The following is a 16,459-nucleotide window of genomic DNA, read 5'->3' on the forward strand; positions in this document are numbered from 1 at the left end:
ACGCTGCCAGGCGAAGCGAAAGAACAGCACATTGCGGCTGTTCTTTTTTTGTTGTTTCAGTTTGAAAGCGGGCGGCTTGTGGGGTTGGTTGATATCTCACAACAGATGGTTGATATCCGCTCCAAGTTGATTGATTTAGCTCAGAGGATGGTCGATATCCGCTCCAAGTTGATTGATATAGCTCAGAGGATGGTCGATATCCGCTCCAAGTTGATTGATTTAGCTCAGAGGATGGTTGATATCCGCTCCAAGTTGATTGATATAGCTCAGAGGATGGTTGATATCCGCTCCAAGTTGATTGATATAGCTCAGAGGATGGCTGATATCCGCCCCGAGTTGATTGATATAGCTCAGAGGATGGTCGATATCCGCTCCAAGTTGATTGATTTAGCTCAGAGGATGGTCGATATCCGCTCCAAGTTGATTGATATGCTCAGAGGATGGTCGATATCCGCTCCAAGTTGATTGATATAGCTCAGAGGATGGTCGATATCCGTCCCGAGTTGATTGATATAGCTCTGAGGATGGTTTGATATCCGCCCCGAGTTGATTGATATAGCTCAGAAGATGGTTGATATCCGCTCCAAGTTGATTGATATAGCTCAGAGGATGGTCGATATCCGCGCCAAGTTGATTGATATAGCTCAGAAGATGGTTGATATATTGGAAAATCAGCCAGCCAGAAAACAGGAGACTCTCCTTCTGAACTGAAAAATACCATTTTAGCAGCCGGTTTTATTAAAAAGGCTCAACTCGCTCACCTTCAAGGACCAGTTCTGGATTAAAAATAAGAAAAAGCGTCTCATCAGACGCAACTCCAATCAAGAGTTATAAGATCAAATGACCCTTTTGAATGAACCCGATAACGCTTCAAGAGGGTAAAAGCCTGTTTGGCCGATATCAATGGCGATGATTTCCTTGACTCATGTCAATGACAGAACTGCTTCCCTGTAGTGGAAGTTAGTCTTCAGCAATAAGAAATAATGGACTGTACTTTCATTATTGGGTATAGTATAGCCATCAACATTTTTAAGGGGCGTCCATTATGTCCAGAAGCTTTTATCACTATTTAATGAAATATAGGCATCCGAGCCCGAAGGACTCCATTAGCAATTTTGCGAACAATGCTTATGAGGATCACAGTTTTCCAAAGACGTCGTCTGATTATCATGAACTCAGTTCGTATCTGGAGTTTAACGGACAGTATCTTGAAAGTATGACGGTGTTCGACGAAGCTTGGGAAATATATTTACAGTCAGAAGGATAGGGAAACCTATCCTTTTCTTATTTTCAATGGCAGGAAATTTGAAGGATAGGGTGATTCTCAATTCAGGTCCATACCGTGTCGATTTTCAATGGGTGCGCATATACTGTGGGTAAATAAATTCACGGCTCATCATTGAGAGGATGGAGGAAATGGATAAAAGGAAGGAACCGAAATATAAAATCGGTGATACAGTCGTGATCACAATCTATGGTACTGTAGGCAAAGTAACTAATGTTAAATGGCTGGATGGACTGTATGTATATGAAATTAACAGGAGCGACGGGCTTTACCTCGAATCAAGCCTTGAACTGCTGTCTGAATATGAAGGTAAGCTGGCAGAGAAGGAACATATAGATATAGAATACAGGTTTTTTTTCGGAGACCTTGTACAGGTAAAAGGGTATGGGCCAGACTTGTTTAAAATCGTTGGATTCAGAACCGAAATTTGGCGATACAAAGAGGATGCATGGGAAGATGTCATTTATGAATTATCCCGGATAAAAGATGGAGAATGGCTTGAAGCTGGTGAGGAAGAGCTCACCCTGGTAGCAGACGCGGAAAATGCAGAAACAGCCATCAAGAAAATGGGGTTAGCATCTAAATCCGGCCAGAGAGCTCTTCCCTCACCCGAGAAAGTTAAAAAGCCTGTCCTGCGAAAAGCGGAGAAGGAACAATTAATGAAAATGAACCAGAAAAATTACTTAATTGACAGTCTTCTAGATATTTATAATGATTACAGTATTTTATATCAGTGGTTTGGCGATGATGAATACGCAGATGTGATGGATCATATTGTCCTCAAGCTTTCGAGCATTTTGGGCGAGGATAGCGAAAACGCCCTTTAATATTTATTGAAAAACTGAATCAAAATCCAAAAGAAAAACGGCAAGCCCCCGAACAGGACGATTGTAAACAAACCGGTTGTGATTTTTTCGAAAAGGCCGAGTATAATGCTCTCTTCATCATTTACATCATGAACAAAAGCTTCAGCTGCTAGTTTAATTGTCTTCATCCTGTTCCCCCTAAAAGTTATACAGACAATCTATGCTGTACCTTTTGAAAATAGACTGGTCCGCTGTTCGAAATTTTTCACCTAAGAACGAAGACATGAAAAAAGACGTCAGTTCATACATTCTGTACAAAGGGGGCGATTCTTTGAAAGAAATTGAAGTATTTATCGATACGGAAGAAATTGCGGATTTTTTCTTTCAAGAGCTTATGAACAGGGGATACGTTCCCACAGAGGAAGAAATTGAGGAGATGGCGGATATCACTTTTGAGTATCTTATCAAGAAATGCATTATTGATGAAGATGCAGAAGAAGAGTAAAAGAGGCGGGCCGCCTGGTCTGCCTCTTCTTGCGCTGCATATAAAAACAAAGGATTTATTCAATTATTTTTGTCACTGGCCCTGCGAGCAGGGCGATTGTCGAAAGAGCGGAATGCGTGGATGGTTAAGTCGCTCTCAGTAACCTCAGGGAGTGTTCTCAACAAGTCAAGAATGGATGTATCCCTAAATCTGAACCAATCCGCTTTTCCGAATGTTTGCTTAGTCTGGTCTTTCCATGCGAAGATTAGCTTTGGGCTGAACAGCATAGCATGACTAGTATCTTTGAAAGAGCTAAACAGCCATGGCCAAAAATCTTGTCGGGACCCACTATGTTCTATGTTAAAGGGCATAAGAATGGACCGCTTCAAAAAGATCTTGTTCATAAAAAAGAATCCGGTATAGTTTCTTTCCTGTTTCGATTCTGCAGCTGGCCTTTTCAAAATTATCAACAACATGCCCTTTAAGGCTGGTTAGTTCTTTAACGCCCTCCAGCCAACGTAAAGTAAATACTAGTAAACCCTAGCTTCTCCTGAAGCTGGAACAGAATATCAGAGAATGGCAGTCTGCTTTTCTTTCTGTTTAGCAAAACACGTTTTTCAAGCATTTTCTGTTCGTTGATGATTAAAGCAGTTGTCAGCATCGTTGAATTGCCCTCTTGGTGAAAAAGATTCCACACTGGCACCATAAAGCGGGAAACATGGAAATGACTCAGAAGAAAGTATAATGGCTTGCACTGCTTTGTACTTTCGTCATAAAGAAGCAGCTGAGGATAAGCATCCTGGAAAATAGCCGCATTGCATTCCTCTAAAAATAAAAAGTAGGTTTCTTTTTCGCCATGAGGCAGAATGGCATCCATGTAACTGCTCTTCAAGTCAGTCATATAGTAGCCGCCGTTCTTTGAAACCGTATGTGCCAGGAAAGCGCAGTGAAGTTCTGGACGTCGGCTTAATATAGATAGATAGGCGTTTGTCCGTGTCACGTTATTTGCATTATGCTTTTTCGTTTCAGTGAAAATTTTGTCCAACAATTTTTCGTGCTCTTGAGCACTTTGCAAGTTTACTATTACATGCTCTTCTAATTTAGTATGAAGTATGGTGTATTCTATCCTTTTTAGCACTTTCCTTTCCTTTACGGGGATAATGGGCTTCAAAAAGCTAAAAATCTTCTTCATGGAAAAAATATTTTTCATTTGGCACCTCCGGGTGAAACCTGGAATGACTAAAACCGTATATATGAGTATAAAACGTTTAGGAGGGCCAAAAGGTGATTAAAAAAATGATTAAATCCCTTATGAAGGGTTCGATGAACAAAAAACGTTACAGCTCCGATGCAAGAAATCGCAAACATGGTGGATATGGGCACGATTATTACAAGCGAAGACGTAAAAGTCGCAGCTTTTTTTCCAGCCGCAGCAGTTTTTTCAGCAGCTGAACATAAAGGGGAACTATGCTTAAGTCATTGATTCATACACTGGTGAATATGGTGGAGCAAAAGTACAAAAAAGGGGATCTCATCGATGGAAGGTATCAGGTCGAGGAGTACCTGGGAAGCGGCAGTTATGGTCGAAGCTATCTTGTCTATGATAGGAAAGAAAAGCGCGTTGCAGTATTGAAAGCCCTGCGCCTTCATAAGCGCTTATCAAAAAAGGGCAGAGATCAATTCCTTAGGGAATCTGACTTCCTGGAACAACTGCAGCATCCTGCTCTGCCGCAATTGTATAATCGCGGCACGTATACTGGGATTCCATATTTTACGATGGAATACATAAATGGAAAAACCTTCGAGCAATTGATTTTTTCAGAAGGAAAGGTATTTGGGGAACGTGAATCATTTAGTATCGCATTAGAGCTGATTGAAATAATTGGTTTTATACATGCATGTAATGTTGTTCACCGAGATATACGGATTCCGAATATTATGATCGAAGGGGATAAAATTAAAATCATTGACTTTGGGCTTGCGAAAGAGCTTTCGGAAACAGTGAAGCCACTCTGCCCAGGAACTAGGAGTCCTTTCAAGGAGGTATCTTTTCGCAGCGACTTTTATGGTCTTGGTCACTTTCTCCTGTTTTTGCTTTATTCCGGGTATGAAGTGACCGATAACCACCCGATGGAAAAAAGCTGGGAGGAAGAGCTGAAAATTACCCCATTTGCTAAAAAGATCATCAGAAGGCTTCTTCAGCTCGATGAGCCATATAGTATTTGGCATGAAGTACAAAAGGATTTTTTGAAAATCGCCAGGTAATTTAAGGAGGAGAAATATGTCAATCTTCAATAAAGTATTCGCAAGTATCGGAATTGGATCCGCGCAGGTGGACACAAGGCTTGAAAGGGATAATTACTTTCCAGGCGAAGAAGTTAAAGGGATCATTACAATTAACGGCGGAAAGGCCGAACAGAGAGTGGACGAAATTTATCTGTCGCTCCATACGACCTATATAAAAGAAGCTGATGATAAAAAATATACGGCAACAGCACTTATTGACCGCTTTCGTGTTACCGAAACTTTTGACATAGGTCCATCCGAATCGAAGGAAATACCATTTTCATTTCAGCTGCCGGGCGATATGCCATTATCTATCGGAAGAACAAAGATTTGGGTATCGACAGGGCTGGACATAAAAAATGCTGTTGACCCATCCGACAAAGACTTTATTAAAGTGCTGCCCAACAGGTTGATGGAGGCGGTTTTCGGCGCCGCGGAAGACCTTGGTTTCCGGCTTCGGGATGCCGAATGCGAGGAAGCCTCTTACCGTCTTCGCCGCAGGCTCCCATTCATACAGGAATTCGAATTCATTCCAGTTTCAGGGCCTTTTCGAGGGAAGCTTGACGAACTGGAAGTTGTGTTCTTTCCGTTGTCCGAAAACGAAATGGAGCTTTACCTTCAGGTTGACAGGCGGGCCAGAGGATTAGGAGGCTTTTTGGCTGAAGCGCTTGAGACAGATGAAACAAATGTGCGAATGACTGTAACCTCGGCAGATATCCCTTCCATGCTGCAAAAGCTTAAGGCAGCGATTGAGCGCTACAGCTGACATACAAAAAGCAAGCGGTGAAGTGAATTCGCCGTTTGCTTTTTTTGTATGACAAATAAATGATATTTATGCCGGAAGATTTTCTTGTGGTACCCATTTGTGTTATAGTACTAACGAATGACTGTTTCTACTAAGGAGGATACTATTTTGAGCGTACATATTAATGCAAAAGAACATGAAATCGCCGATACAGTGCTGCTGCCAGGGGACCCGCTAAGAGCAAAATATATTGCAGAGACATTCCTGGAGAATGCCAAACTATATAACGAAGTGAGGAACATGTTTGGCTATACTGGAACATACAAAGGAAAAAGGATCTCTGTACAGGGAACGGGCATGGGCGTTCCTTCCATTTCCATATATATCAATGAATTGATGTCAAGTTACAATGTCCAAACATTAGTAAGGGTTGGAACCTGCGGTGCAATCCAGAAGGATGTAAAAGTAAGGGACGTAATCTTGGCGATGTCTGCATCAACTGATTCACAAATGAACCGCCTTACATTCGGAGGAGTTGACTATGCTCCGACAGCCGATTTTGATTTGCTACTTAAAGCGTATAATGCAGGACGTGAGAAAGGCTTAAACCTAAAGGCTGGTAACGTTCTCACGGCGGACCAATTCTATAACGACAACAGTGATTTAGAAAAATGGGCGAAATACAACATACTGGGAATTGAAATGGAAACAGCAGCCCTGTATACACTTGCAGCCAAATTTGACCGCAAGGCCCTTTCTATTCTGACTGTAAGCGACCAAATACTGACAGGCGAAGAAACGACTTCTGAAGAGCGCCAGACAACCTTTAATGAAATGATTGAAGTGGCCCTTGAAGCGGTTGCAATGGAGTAGAATAATCAGCTCTTTCCAATTGGAAAGAGCTGTTTTTTAGGAAGATCAGAAAACATTTAAGCTTATACTTTGATCACGGTCCAGTTTTGTTGGCAAACACTATGCGGCTAGCAGGCTTTGCTAAACGGGCGCTTCCACATTTCATTGTCCTGCTACAGCGCCCAGCGTCTAGTGGACTTCGCCCACCTCCCAACAACGAAGCACAGGATGTGCGAGTAAGGCGTTGCGTACAGGACGTGAACGCCTTTAGCGTTATATGTCAACATCGATTCGCTCCGCTCATCGTGTTTCCTTTATCTCAGTCATTTAAAGGCTAGGAGCCACAGCTAGATTTGGGTGGCTCCAGTCCATACGTTGCTAAACGGGCGCTTCCACATTTCATTGTCCGTAATAAGCTTGTTTTGTTTATTTGCATAAACATGATAGAATAGATATATTGTTTTTCAACAGAAATCAGTCAGACAGGTGGGTATAATGAAAAAAGCAATGTTATTGCTGGTGATAGCCGCGTTCCTATCAGGAGGCTGTTCATCACTGGATACAGGGAAACTCCCTTTCACCAAAAAAGAGACAGAGAACCACGATAATGATGGCAATAAACAGGCAGATAAAGATTCATCTGGGACAAGTTCCCCTTCACTTGAAGCTGCTTACTTTAATGACATCGACACAGTTGACGGCCGAAAGGTCATCCAGAATCCATTCAACCATCTTGCTCTCGTAAACAAGGATTATGCACTGCCTTCAAGCTATGTGCCTGATGACCTTGTCAGGGCGAATGTTGCTTTCTCCTTCGGGGACCAACAGCTCGAAAAAGCCCTGCTTAGAGAAGAAGCCGCTGAGGCAATGGAAAAGATGTTCAATGAAGCCAAGCAGCAAGGCGTTGAACTATTTGCCGTTTCGGGCTACCGTTCTCATGTGCGGCAGACAGAAGTATTTGATGCCGAAGTTCAGCGAGTCGGTGAAGAGAAAGCAGCAGAAGCAGTTGCCTATCCCGGTAATAGCGAACATCAAACTGGCCTTGCCATGGATATTTCAGGACAAAGCATAGGTTTTGCACTGTCCGAGGAATTTGGGAGTGTGAAGGAAGGTCACTGGCTGGCCGATCATGCACATAACTTTGGTTTTATTCTCCGCTATCCAAAAGGGAAAGAAGAGATTACGGGCTACCAGTACGAGCCTTGGCACTTTAGGTATGTTGGTAAAAAAGCTGCAACTGAAATCTATAAGAATAAATGGACACTTGAAGAATACTTCAAAACTGTCCGGAAGATATAATTCATCCTGCACCTGGCTTCTTTAAGCCAGGTGCTTATTTTTAATTGGAAAGGGTATGAACCAGTATATCTGGTATTGCTGAATAGGAGTGATGTAAAACGATGAATACTATCAATATTGCAGGAATGACCTGTGCTCACTGTGAAACGACAGTGGAGAGTTCACTGATGGAAGTCGAAGGGGTTGCCGCGGTAACGGATCTCACAGCAGGACGGTACCGCAACAGTAGAGTTCGATCCGCAAAAGGCATCTGTAAACCAGTTCGTCAGCGCGGTTGAAGATGAAGGATATCATGTTGTTTAACAGATAGGAGGCAGCCAGTAAATAAAGAGCTGTCTTCTTTTTTTAGGGAAAAGCAATCTGTATTAATTTCCCTGTCCTTTTTGAATCAAAAATGTTATTCTATTCATTAAGGATTTTAATACAAGCATTTGTTTTTGAAAGTGGTGAATCGATGGACCAGGAAAAAGTCAACAGCGAAAATCCGGAAAAAGCAGAACCGGCTAAACTTGAGTCGGAGACTCCAAAACAGGGCTTTATCCGCATAAAGAAATTCCACTTCACAATGCTCCTTTTTCTTATCGCATTCCTTACAGCAGGGATTACCACCTTTGCACTTGCTTTTGGAAACGATGAGCAGCCGGCAGTGAAAGTGATCAGGGAACGGGAAGAATTTCAAAAGCTGTATGAAGCTTACGATACTCTAAGGGCTGATTACTACACAAAAGTGGATGAGAAGAAACTAATTAATGGAGCTATAAATGGAATGGTGGATTCGCTTGAAGACCCATATTCCGATTATATGAGCCAGGACGACGCAAAAAACTTCCATCAGAACATTTCCTCTTCCTTCGAGGGAATCGGGGCTGAGATACAGGAAAAAGACGGACATATTGTCATAGTAACACCGATCAAAGGATCACCTGCCCAGAAAGCAGGGCTTAAGCCAGAAGATAAAGTACTGACCGTTGACGGAAAGCCGCTTCAGGGAATGAGTTCTTCCGAAGCAGTGGCCCTTATCAGAGGGGAAAAGGGAACAAAGGTCAAGTTATCCATCCTTCGTCCCGGTACTGAGCAGCCAATGGATGTTTCAATCGTGAGGGATACCATTCCAATTGAAACAGTATATGGGGAAATGCTTGAGGATGATATTGCAAAGGTACAAATCACCAACTTTTCCGAACATACTGCAAAGGAACTGACTGGAGTGCTCGCAGATCTCGAGAAAAAGGGCATGAAAGGGCTAGTGCTCGATTTGCGTCAGAACCCAGGAGGGCTTCTGGACCAGGCCATCGATATTTCGAGTATGTTTGTTCCAAGCGGCAAGGTATTGTTTAAAGTGGAGGACAGGAATGGAAATGTCCAGGAATTCGCTTCAAAAGGAAAAGGAAATCCTGAAATGCCGCTTGTTGTCGTTATCGACAAAGGCAGCGCAAGCGCATCTGAAATACTGGCAGGGGCAGTTAGTGAATCAGCCGGAGTTCCGCTTGTCGGGGAGAAATCTTTTGGCAAGGGAACAGTACAGAGAGCAGAAGGCTTTAAGGATGGTTCGAATTTAAAGTTTACAACGGAAAAATGGCTGACTCCTAAAGGAAATTGGATCCACAAAAAGGGAATCAAGCCTAACTACGAAGTGGCGCTTCCAGAGTACGCTTCATTGCCGTTTATTAATCCGGATGCGGAATTAAAGGTTTCCTCTGCGTCTGAACAGGTAAAGGCAGCACAAAAAATGCTAAGCGTTCTTGGTTATGACCCAGGCAGAGATGACGGCTTTTTTGATGAAAATACAAAGCAAGCCGTAATCCGCTTCCAACAGGACAAGAGTCTTGAACAGACGGGAATATTGTCAGGCAATTCAACAATAGAGCTTATGACAGCCCTAAAAGACAAAATAGAAAAAGAAGACCCGCAAATTAAACAAGCACAGGAAATCCTTAAGAAGGAAATGAAACAATAACAAAAAGCTCTCCGGGTGACTGGGGAGCTTTTCCTGCGCTAATATGGATAAAGACACCCGTAATAACTGGAGGAGATAAGCATGCCAAAAGCAGAAATATACATTCTTGCAGGTTTTCTCGGAACAGGGAAAACAACACTTTTGAAAGAGCTGTTAACGACCGAGCATGAAGAAGGGCGCAAGGTTGCTGTACTGATGAATGAATTAGGAGAGATTTCCATTGATTCCGATGAAATTGATGACACAGTACCGTTAAAGGAGCTGCTAGGCGGCTGTATTTGCTGCACTTTGCAGGACAAGCTCGAATCCCAGCTGCAGGAAATCCTGAAATTATATCAACCTGATGCCATTTACATAGAAACAACGGGCGCTGCACATCCAGTTGAAGTGCTAGATGCTGTGTTATCCCCATTATTTGCTGATCTTATCGAAATGAAGGGAATTGTTACGACGGTTGATGGTACCCTCTGGAAGGAACGTGCCGCGATGCCGCCACAAATCCAGCAGCTCCTCCTTGAACAAGTAAGGTTCGCGGATTTGATAGTTGTGAATAAAACAGATATGCTGTCAGACTTTGAGCAAGGAAAATTATGCATGGAAATACAATCGCTTAATGCAGCTGCACCATGTATCCTTACAAGCTTTTCACGTATTCCTGCAAAAAAAATAAGGAACTTGTCTGTGTCAGCCAAAGAAGGGGCAGAGGCAGCCCATGTCCATGCTGGGCTTGGTCTCAGTACGTTCGTTTACCGGTTTAGTGCAAGAGTCAGTCAATCTGGGTTTGAAGACTTTTTGCGCGGGCTCCCCGACGGAATGTTCCGGATAAAAGGCTATATTCACTTCAGCCATGCTGATTATCCTGACTTGTTTCAGTATTCATATGGAACTACACTGTATATGAGAGAATGTATGAATCTTCCGCTGAATCTTGTTTTTATTGGCCATGAAATTGACTGGAAAGAGATCCTCCAGAAGCTGGAGCAACTGGAGGGCCGTTTGCCAGAGCAAGATTAAGGGTATTGTCCATTAAACTTATAGTGAAAGCGGGGACAATACGGATATGCCTTGGACAAAAAACGATTATCCTCCAGCCATGAAGAACCTGGATGATGCGACACGGGAAAAAGCAATTGAAATTGCAAACGCGCTCCTTGAAGATGAACACTACCAAGAGGGAAAGTCCATAGCGATTGCCATAGACAAAGCTAAAGAATATACAAAGAACCATGAAAGCCATTAAAATCGTGCTCATCCTTAGCAGATTGTTGAAAAAGAAATTTTTTGAAGATGAAAAAAGAGATTAGGAAAAGGTCGTCATTACTTGGCTGATTTTAGCTGGGTAAAAGGCGATCTCTTTTTGTTCCTGGATAGTTTTTCGAACCTTTTTAAGAATACGGTGACTTTCTTTTGCATTTGAGGGGGAATGAAAATTCTGCCCCAAGTACATTCGAATGCAGCCTGAACCCGAGCATATCGGTGGCTATACTTCCTCGGCATGCAGTGTACATTGCTAAAGATGTGCATGCGGTTGTTCTTTTGGGGTGTCATGTTAGCCATACGAATAGGAAGCAGCCATATTGGGGAAACTTTCTTCGGCAGACATGAAAGAAAGCGGTGGAATGATGAAAAATTTTTATGCCTTTATGATCTTTTTTGCACTGTTATTAATCGATAACCCTGATGGGGCTTCTGCAAAACAGCCTGATCCAGTGATGCTGAAATGGGAAAAAGTGAACGGTATTCTCCCAAAGTACAGTATTTTTACTGTTGAAGATGTGGAAACGGGAAAGAAATTCAAGGTACAGAGGCGGGCGGGAAGTCGTCATGCGGATGTTCAGCCGCTGAATGCCGACGAAACAAAAGTAATGAAAGAAATTTACAACGGGAAGTGGAGCTGGAAACGAAGGGCGATCATTGTTATTGGAAAGGATCGGCGGATTGCCGCTTCCATGCATGGTATGCCGCATGGGGCTGGTGCCTTGAAAAACAAGTTTCCTGGTCATTTCTGCATCCATTTTTACGGAAGCACAACACATCGTACCGGTTCGATGGACCTTTCGCATAAATTAATGGTTTTGAAAGCTGCCGGAAAGGTTGATGAATATCTGGAGAATGCCAATCCTTATGAACTTGTAGACAGTTTTTTCGCTGGGATGAAACAAAAAGACCTCAAAATTGTATCACTTCTATCACTGAAGGAGACAGATTTGCAAAGCAGAATGGCTTCAATTGATAATGTGGCTCTGAACAGGATGAGCGTTTTGCCTTTTGAGGATATGGAAGGGGAGCTTTCTCTGTCAGTCCCTGCAGAATCAGTTTTTATCTTGGGGGACGGGAGGTTTATTAAATTCAATGGGGAAATTCAGCTTGTCCGTTTTACGCCCTTTGCTCCATGGAAAATAGATACGGATGACTTTTTTGAGAAACTTGCACTGCCTTCCCCCAAAAAAAGTAAGGCTGGACATTTTTAGTTCCAGCCTTACTTGATATTATGGCTTGCGGCTAAACTTATATTTGTTCGGTCAAATGAATTTTAAGCTTGCTCTCCGAACTTTGCAAACGTCAATTCATCCTCTATTAATCCACATACACCACATTGGATTTTAAGTTCGGGTCCTTTGTATGGAATTTGGAAAGGGCTGGGCTGGTCGGCTGTATATTCCTCCATAATAGCGCCTGTCCCGGGATCAAGCTTGACAGCTTGGGGAACTTGGCGGATTAAGTTGAATCTGCTCCTGTTTGTGCGGCAATTAGGACATCTGTAGGGAACGTTCATTTATTTGCCCTCCTCTTTGATATATTATCAATTAGTTTTTGCAAATCCCCCCTTTTTTATGACAAAATACATAGTGCAGATTGATACAGGAGGTATGTTTATGAACGATTACGATTACGCCCAACTGCTTACCGAATACAGGAAAGTATGGAGCAATCGGGCTTTGCTTACCAATGATAACGAGGAAGAAACATTGAAAGAAGCAATTCTTCGTGAACTGCGCGATGAAAATACCCATCCAAGGCTTAGGAAGTCCTGCTATGAGAAATATTATTTAGCGACAAAGCGGATTGCACGTTCGGCGATTGACAACCATGACAAAGTATCCTTGATTCAGCTGCATACAGAGTTGGCAGAAGAAATCATTTCGCAATGAATGGATTGCTATAAAGCATTAAGAAAAATATTGTCTTAGCCTGCCGTAATTTGTACAATAGAAATAGTCCTATTGTTTACAAAATAAGACAGGAGGAAAAAGGATGTCAGAAAGCAGCCGCTGCGTATTAGAGCTTAAGAGGGATGATACTTCCCTTGATGCTGTATTTTCTAAGCTTGTAACAGGGTGCTGGACCAGCGAAGGAGACAGGGAAAGAGTCGTAGGCGTGAATAGTATTGATTTTATTGGCGGACTGGAGGATACTGTCTTTCATATTCACATCGAGAATAACCTGTTTGTCGTTGAATCTGATTGTCCATGGGAACTTGAGCTGATTTGTGATGATTTAAAGGATCTCTTTGTAAATCCTGCTTTACATCCAGTGGTTAAATAAATACATAATGATTTGTTGCGGCTGCCTTTTGGGCAGCTGCTTTTGCGTACAACGATTTTAGCCGAAAAGGACGCGCAAAATACTACAGTTTTCATATTTTAGTTGTATAATATGAAGTGGTATAAGGGATAAAAAGGAGTAGATTGATGAAGCCTTTAATAACACTCGTTGTCTTTGTATTCTCGGTGCTTGCGGGAGGCTGTTCATCAGACGGCTTGGCTCCGGTGGCTTACAGCCCATCCGTTATTGCGACTATGAATATTAAGGATATGTCAGTATCTTTTATTGATATTTCCAAAAGAAAGAATATCGCTGAATGGGATGTAGAAAAACCTTATAATGGGGGGATCATCCTCCCTGATGGAGATACCTTGCTTCTTTACGGGAAAACGCTGAAAGAAGCAGATTTATACTCCATGAAGAAAGGTGAAAAGACCGGAAGCTGGAAAATCGGCAAAGGGGTAGTCAACGGCCTCCTTCTATCAGACGGGAAAGAAATTGTTTTTTCAAACGATGAAGGAAATACGATTGACTTTTACAGTACAAAAGGCAAGCAGACCGGGCAGCTGCACCTTAATGCTGCGCCATTGACACTGCTGGAATCCGGAAAAGGCGATCGGCTGTTTGCAGTCAGTTTCCATGATGAAAAACTCAATATAATCAATCCTGAAGAACGAAAAAATATTCGCTCGTTTCCTATTCATGCTTCGGCGGCAGGAGCTGTGCTGAATGAGAAGAATAATGAAGTTTGGGTTGGCGGGCATGGTAAAGGGTCGAATATTGAACAGAGCATTCATGTTTACGATATCGAGACCGGTAAATTAAAAAAACAAATCCATGCACCAGAAATGCCTGTTAATTTCACGAAAAATGGAAGCGGTCTTTTTGTCCTCAGCCATGGTTCAAGTACACTGTACAAGCTCGATACCAACGGTGCAGAGCATGGTTCATTAAGGATTGGGGCCAATCCATTTGAAGTGGAGACAGTCGGAAACATCTTGGCCGTGGCAGGCTATGACAGTGATGATATCTACTTGGTCGACCCTGAAAACTTAAAGATTGAAGCAAGGATTAAAGTTGGAAAAGGACCATTCCAAATAGTAAAAGGAGGGAAGTAAACATGAGTCCCATCAATGTATTGATCATCGATGATGAGGAGGACATGCGGCATCTTATTCAAATGTACCTCGAGAACTCCGGATTCGGCTGTTATCAGGCTGGAAGCGGTGCAGAAGCATACAAGCTGCTCGGGGAAAAAAATATTGATTTGATCATCCTTGACATTATGATGCCATATGAAGATGGCTACAAGGTTTGTGAAAAAGTGAGATCTTTCTCCCAGGTACCGATCATCTTTCTCTCGGCAAAAGGCGAGGAGTGGGATAAAGTGAAGGGGCTACAAATGGGCGGCGATGACTATATTGTTAAACCATTCAGTCCTGGCGAATTGGTTGCAAGAATCATGGCGGTGCTTAGAAGGGCCTTGCCGGTTAAAACAGAAGAGGAAATAAATAAAATCGGGAAAATCACTATCGAAAAGAAAGCGAGAAGGGTGATTGTGGAAGGCGAAGTCATCCCCCTTACACTTAAGGAGTTTGAGTTGCTTAATTTTCTTGTCGACCACCAATCGCAGGCGTTAAGCCGCGAACAGCTGCTGGAGCATGTCTGGGGGATGGATTACCATGGCAGCCTGAGGACTGTTGACACACATATTAAAACTTTAAGAATGAAGCTGGGTACAGGCGATTACATACAAACAATCTGGGGTGTTGGCTATAAGTTTGAGGTGCTTGGGGCATGAAATTTGTGCCCGGCAGCTTGTTTAAAAAACTGTGGCTGACGATTACAGCCTCCATTCTGATCACGATTCTTTATTCTTTCCTACTTTCTTATCTTTTTTACGAAAAGCTGTATGTAGACCAGGAAGAAAAGTCTCTCTTGGAAGAAGGGAACCGTCTTGCCCTTGACTATAAAGGGGGGCCACTTTCAGATAAGCTGAAAAAGGATATTGAATGGTATAACGGGAAATCTGAGTCCGAAGTCTTTGTAGTGAATAGCCCGCGGGAGCTAAGTGCCTGCCTGCCTTTCGATATAAACTACGAGACTTTGGTTGGTCCGGAAGAAAGGGATAAGCTGCTGGCCGGAGAGGCTGTTACGAAAAAAGGATACGAAGAGAGGTTTGACCGTAAAATCGTGGCAGTCCTAGTTCCTCTCCTTGACGGTGACAGGCTTGAAGGCATTATTTACCTCTATGTTCCGCTTGCAAGAATTTCTGAACTGACACATGATTTTTCTCTTCTATGGCTTATGGGCGGGGCTGCATTCATTATTATTGCCGTCTATCTAGGGTTCAAAATGACTGGAAGGCTGACAAAACCATTGATTGACATGAAGAGAGCTGCGGAAAACGTATCGCAGGGAGATTACTCCACCAGGGTTGAAATCCAGTCAAATGATGAAGTAGGACAGCTTGCCTCTGCTTTTAACCATATGTCAAGATCGATAGAGGAAGAGGATGAACGGAAAAGGGATTTCTTGGCGGATGTTTCTCATGAATTAAGGACGCCGATTAGCTATATAAAAGGTTATAGCGAGGCGCTTGCATCCGGATTTATAAAAAAGGCGTCCGAGCAGGATAAGTATTTAAAGCTGATTAACAGGGAAGCCTCAAGGATGGTACAGCTCGTTGCAGATTTGCTTGACCTGTCAAGGATAGACGCAGGACAATATCGCTTGGAGAAGCACCTATTTCCGCTGGCGCAGTTAATCGAAGATTTTTCACAAAAATATGTACCAACCATGGAAGAGAAACAAATAACTTTCCAGACTTCGCTTGATCCTGATATTATTATGAACGGTGACGAAGCCAGAATCGAACAGATTCTCCAAAATATTATGGATAACGCAATTCGATACACTGATAATGGTGGAGTGATTAGGCTCTCACTTTCAAAACATCCTTATGGTTGTCTGCTTGAACTTACAGATACAGGGATTGGTATACCTCCTGAAGATTTGAGCAGCATTACCAGAAGGTTTTACCGGGTTAATAAGGCTAGATCCAGGTCTGACGGGGGAACAGGCCTCGGATTGTCAATCACTGAAAAACTAGTGAGGCTTCACGGTGGAAGACTTGAGATAGAAAGCGTGATGGGGAAAGGCACAAAAGTGAAAGTGCTATTTCCAGTGCTCTAAACAA

General features: G+C 42.7%; 22 protein-coding genes. 19 read left to right on the plus strand and 3 right to left on the minus strand.

Annotated features, from left to right (window positions below):
- The 3 genes from D1970_RS22240 to yodN form a co-directional block, all read left to right on the plus strand.
- Window positions 1-465 (plus strand): hypothetical protein (locus D1970_RS22240; RefSeq protein ID WP_182478594.1); only part of this gene is annotated, 465 nt, incomplete at its 5' end.
- A 580-nt stretch (window positions 466-1,045) separates the two neighbouring features.
- Window positions 1,046-1,267 (plus strand): YozE family protein, encoded by a 222-nt coding sequence (locus D1970_RS07975; protein WP_119112356.1) that lies wholly within the window; start codon window positions 1,046-1,048, stop codon window positions 1,265-1,267.
- Window positions 1,268-1,416: 149 nt separating this feature from the next.
- Window positions 1,417-2,112, plus strand: a complete 696-nt coding sequence (yodN, locus tag D1970_RS07980) for a germination protein YodN (protein WP_119112357.1) — start codon at window positions 1,417-1,419, stop codon at window positions 2,110-2,112.
- Here yodN and D1970_RS22245 read toward each other — a convergent pair.
- The gene (locus D1970_RS22245; RefSeq protein ID WP_181213227.1) at window positions 2,109-2,279 is read right to left on the minus strand and encodes a hypothetical protein; all 171 of its coding nucleotides are present in this window, start codon (window positions 2,277-2,279) and stop codon (window positions 2,109-2,111) included. The two genes, yodN and D1970_RS22245, sit on opposite strands and share 4 nt — an antisense overlap.
- 143 nt (window positions 2,280-2,422) lie before the next feature.
- Here D1970_RS22245 and D1970_RS07985 point away from each other — a divergent pair, with 143 nt between their 5' ends.
- A complete protein-coding gene (locus D1970_RS07985) occupies window positions 2,423-2,596 on the plus strand; it encodes a YozD family protein (RefSeq protein ID WP_119112358.1) in 174 nt (57 codons plus the stop codon).
- A gap of 478 nt (window positions 2,597-3,074) precedes the next feature.
- Here the strand turns inward: D1970_RS07985 and D1970_RS07995 are convergent, their stop codons facing one another.
- The gene (locus tag D1970_RS07995; protein WP_119112360.1) at window positions 3,075-3,785 is read right to left on the minus strand and encodes a DUF2515 family protein; all 711 of its coding nucleotides are present in this window, start codon (window positions 3,783-3,785) and stop codon (window positions 3,075-3,077) included.
- Window positions 3,786-3,859: 74 nt separating this feature from the next.
- Between D1970_RS07995 and D1970_RS22255 the strand changes: the two genes are divergently transcribed.
- The 10 genes from D1970_RS22255 (at window position 3,860) to D1970_RS08040 (ending at window position 12,185) form a co-directional block, all read left to right on the plus strand.
- Entirely contained in the window at window positions 3,860-4,027 is a 168-nt protein-coding gene (locus D1970_RS22255) for a hypothetical protein (RefSeq protein WP_181213270.1), read from the plus strand.
- A gap of 15 nt (window positions 4,028-4,042) precedes the next feature.
- Complete coding sequence (locus D1970_RS08000; protein WP_119112361.1) at window positions 4,043-4,840, plus strand: serine/threonine protein kinase; 798 nt, start codon at window positions 4,043-4,045, stop codon at window positions 4,838-4,840.
- 16 nt (window positions 4,841-4,856) lie between these two features.
- Window positions 4,857-5,627, plus strand: a complete 771-nt coding sequence (locus tag D1970_RS08005) for a sporulation protein (protein ID WP_119112362.1) — start codon at window positions 4,857-4,859, stop codon at window positions 5,625-5,627.
- A gap of 147 nt (window positions 5,628-5,774) precedes the next feature.
- The gene (gene deoD, locus D1970_RS08010; RefSeq protein ID WP_119112363.1) at window positions 5,775-6,479 is read left to right on the plus strand and encodes a purine-nucleoside phosphorylase; all 705 of its coding nucleotides are present in this window, start codon (window positions 5,775-5,777) and stop codon (window positions 6,477-6,479) included.
- A gap of 474 nt (window positions 6,480-6,953) precedes the next feature.
- Window positions 6,954-7,757, plus strand: coding sequence for a M15 family metallopeptidase (locus D1970_RS08015; RefSeq protein WP_119112364.1), 804 nt, complete (start codon window positions 6,954-6,956; stop codon window positions 7,755-7,757).
- 101 nt (window positions 7,758-7,858) lie between these two features.
- The gene (locus tag D1970_RS23370; RefSeq protein WP_209796872.1) at window positions 7,859-8,035 is read left to right on the plus strand and encodes a heavy-metal-associated domain-containing protein; all 177 of its coding nucleotides are present in this window, start codon (window positions 7,859-7,861) and stop codon (window positions 8,033-8,035) included.
- Window positions 8,036-8,211: 176 nt separating this feature from the next.
- Window positions 8,212-9,714, plus strand: coding sequence for a lmo1851 family serine protease (locus tag D1970_RS08025; protein ID WP_119112365.1), 1,503 nt, complete (start codon window positions 8,212-8,214; stop codon window positions 9,712-9,714).
- 81 nt (window positions 9,715-9,795) lie between these two features.
- Window positions 9,796-10,728: a CobW family GTP-binding protein gene (locus D1970_RS08030; protein WP_119112366.1), complete on the plus strand. Its 933-nt coding sequence runs from the start codon at window positions 9,796-9,798 to the stop codon at window positions 10,726-10,728.
- A 46-nt stretch (window positions 10,729-10,774) separates the two neighbouring features.
- Window positions 10,775-10,954, plus strand: a complete 180-nt coding sequence (locus tag D1970_RS08035; protein WP_119112367.1) for a DUF2188 domain-containing protein — start codon at window positions 10,775-10,777, stop codon at window positions 10,952-10,954.
- A gap of 337 nt (window positions 10,955-11,291) precedes the next feature.
- On the plus strand, window positions 11,292-12,185 hold the full coding sequence (locus tag D1970_RS08040; RefSeq protein WP_181213229.1) for a hypothetical protein: 894 nt from the start codon (window positions 11,292-11,294) through the stop codon (window positions 12,183-12,185).
- A 62-nt stretch (window positions 12,186-12,247) separates the two neighbouring features.
- Here D1970_RS08040 and D1970_RS08045 read toward each other — a convergent pair whose 3' ends face one another.
- The gene (locus tag D1970_RS08045) at window positions 12,248-12,490 is read right to left on the minus strand and encodes a DNA alkylation repair protein (RefSeq protein WP_119112368.1); all 243 of its coding nucleotides are present in this window, start codon (window positions 12,488-12,490) and stop codon (window positions 12,248-12,250) included.
- A gap of 100 nt (window positions 12,491-12,590) precedes the next feature.
- Here D1970_RS08045 and yoyC point away from each other — a divergent pair, with 100 nt between their 5' ends.
- From yoyC to D1970_RS08070, 5 genes are all read left to right on the plus strand, one after another.
- A complete protein-coding gene (yoyC, locus tag D1970_RS08050; protein ID WP_119112369.1) occupies window positions 12,591-12,866 on the plus strand; it encodes a protein YoyC in 276 nt (91 codons plus the stop codon).
- A 103-nt stretch (window positions 12,867-12,969) separates the two neighbouring features.
- The gene (locus D1970_RS08055) at window positions 12,970-13,260 is read left to right on the plus strand and encodes a hypothetical protein (RefSeq protein WP_119112370.1); all 291 of its coding nucleotides are present in this window, start codon (window positions 12,970-12,972) and stop codon (window positions 13,258-13,260) included.
- 146 nt (window positions 13,261-13,406) lie between these two features.
- On the plus strand, window positions 13,407-14,378 hold the full coding sequence (locus D1970_RS08060; protein WP_119112371.1) for a YncE family protein: 972 nt from the start codon (window positions 13,407-13,409) through the stop codon (window positions 14,376-14,378).
- A 2-nt stretch (window positions 14,379-14,380) separates the two neighbouring features.
- Window positions 14,381-15,061 (plus strand): response regulator transcription factor, encoded by a 681-nt coding sequence (locus D1970_RS08065; protein WP_119112372.1) that lies wholly within the window; start codon window positions 14,381-14,383, stop codon window positions 15,059-15,061.
- Window positions 15,058-16,455 carry a sensor histidine kinase gene (locus tag D1970_RS08070; protein ID WP_119112373.1) on the plus strand — a complete coding sequence of 466 codons (1,398 nt, stop codon included), beginning with the start codon at window positions 15,058-15,060 and terminating at the stop codon, window positions 16,453-16,455. The genes D1970_RS08065 and D1970_RS08070 overlap by 4 nt, the downstream gene beginning before the upstream one ends.
- Window positions 16,456-16,459: the final 4 nt, after the last annotated feature.

This window comes from Mesobacillus zeae (genome assembly GCF_003570705.1).
Classification (GTDB): domain Bacteria; phylum Bacillota; class Bacilli; order Bacillales; family Cytobacillaceae; genus Mesobacillus_C; species Mesobacillus_C zeae.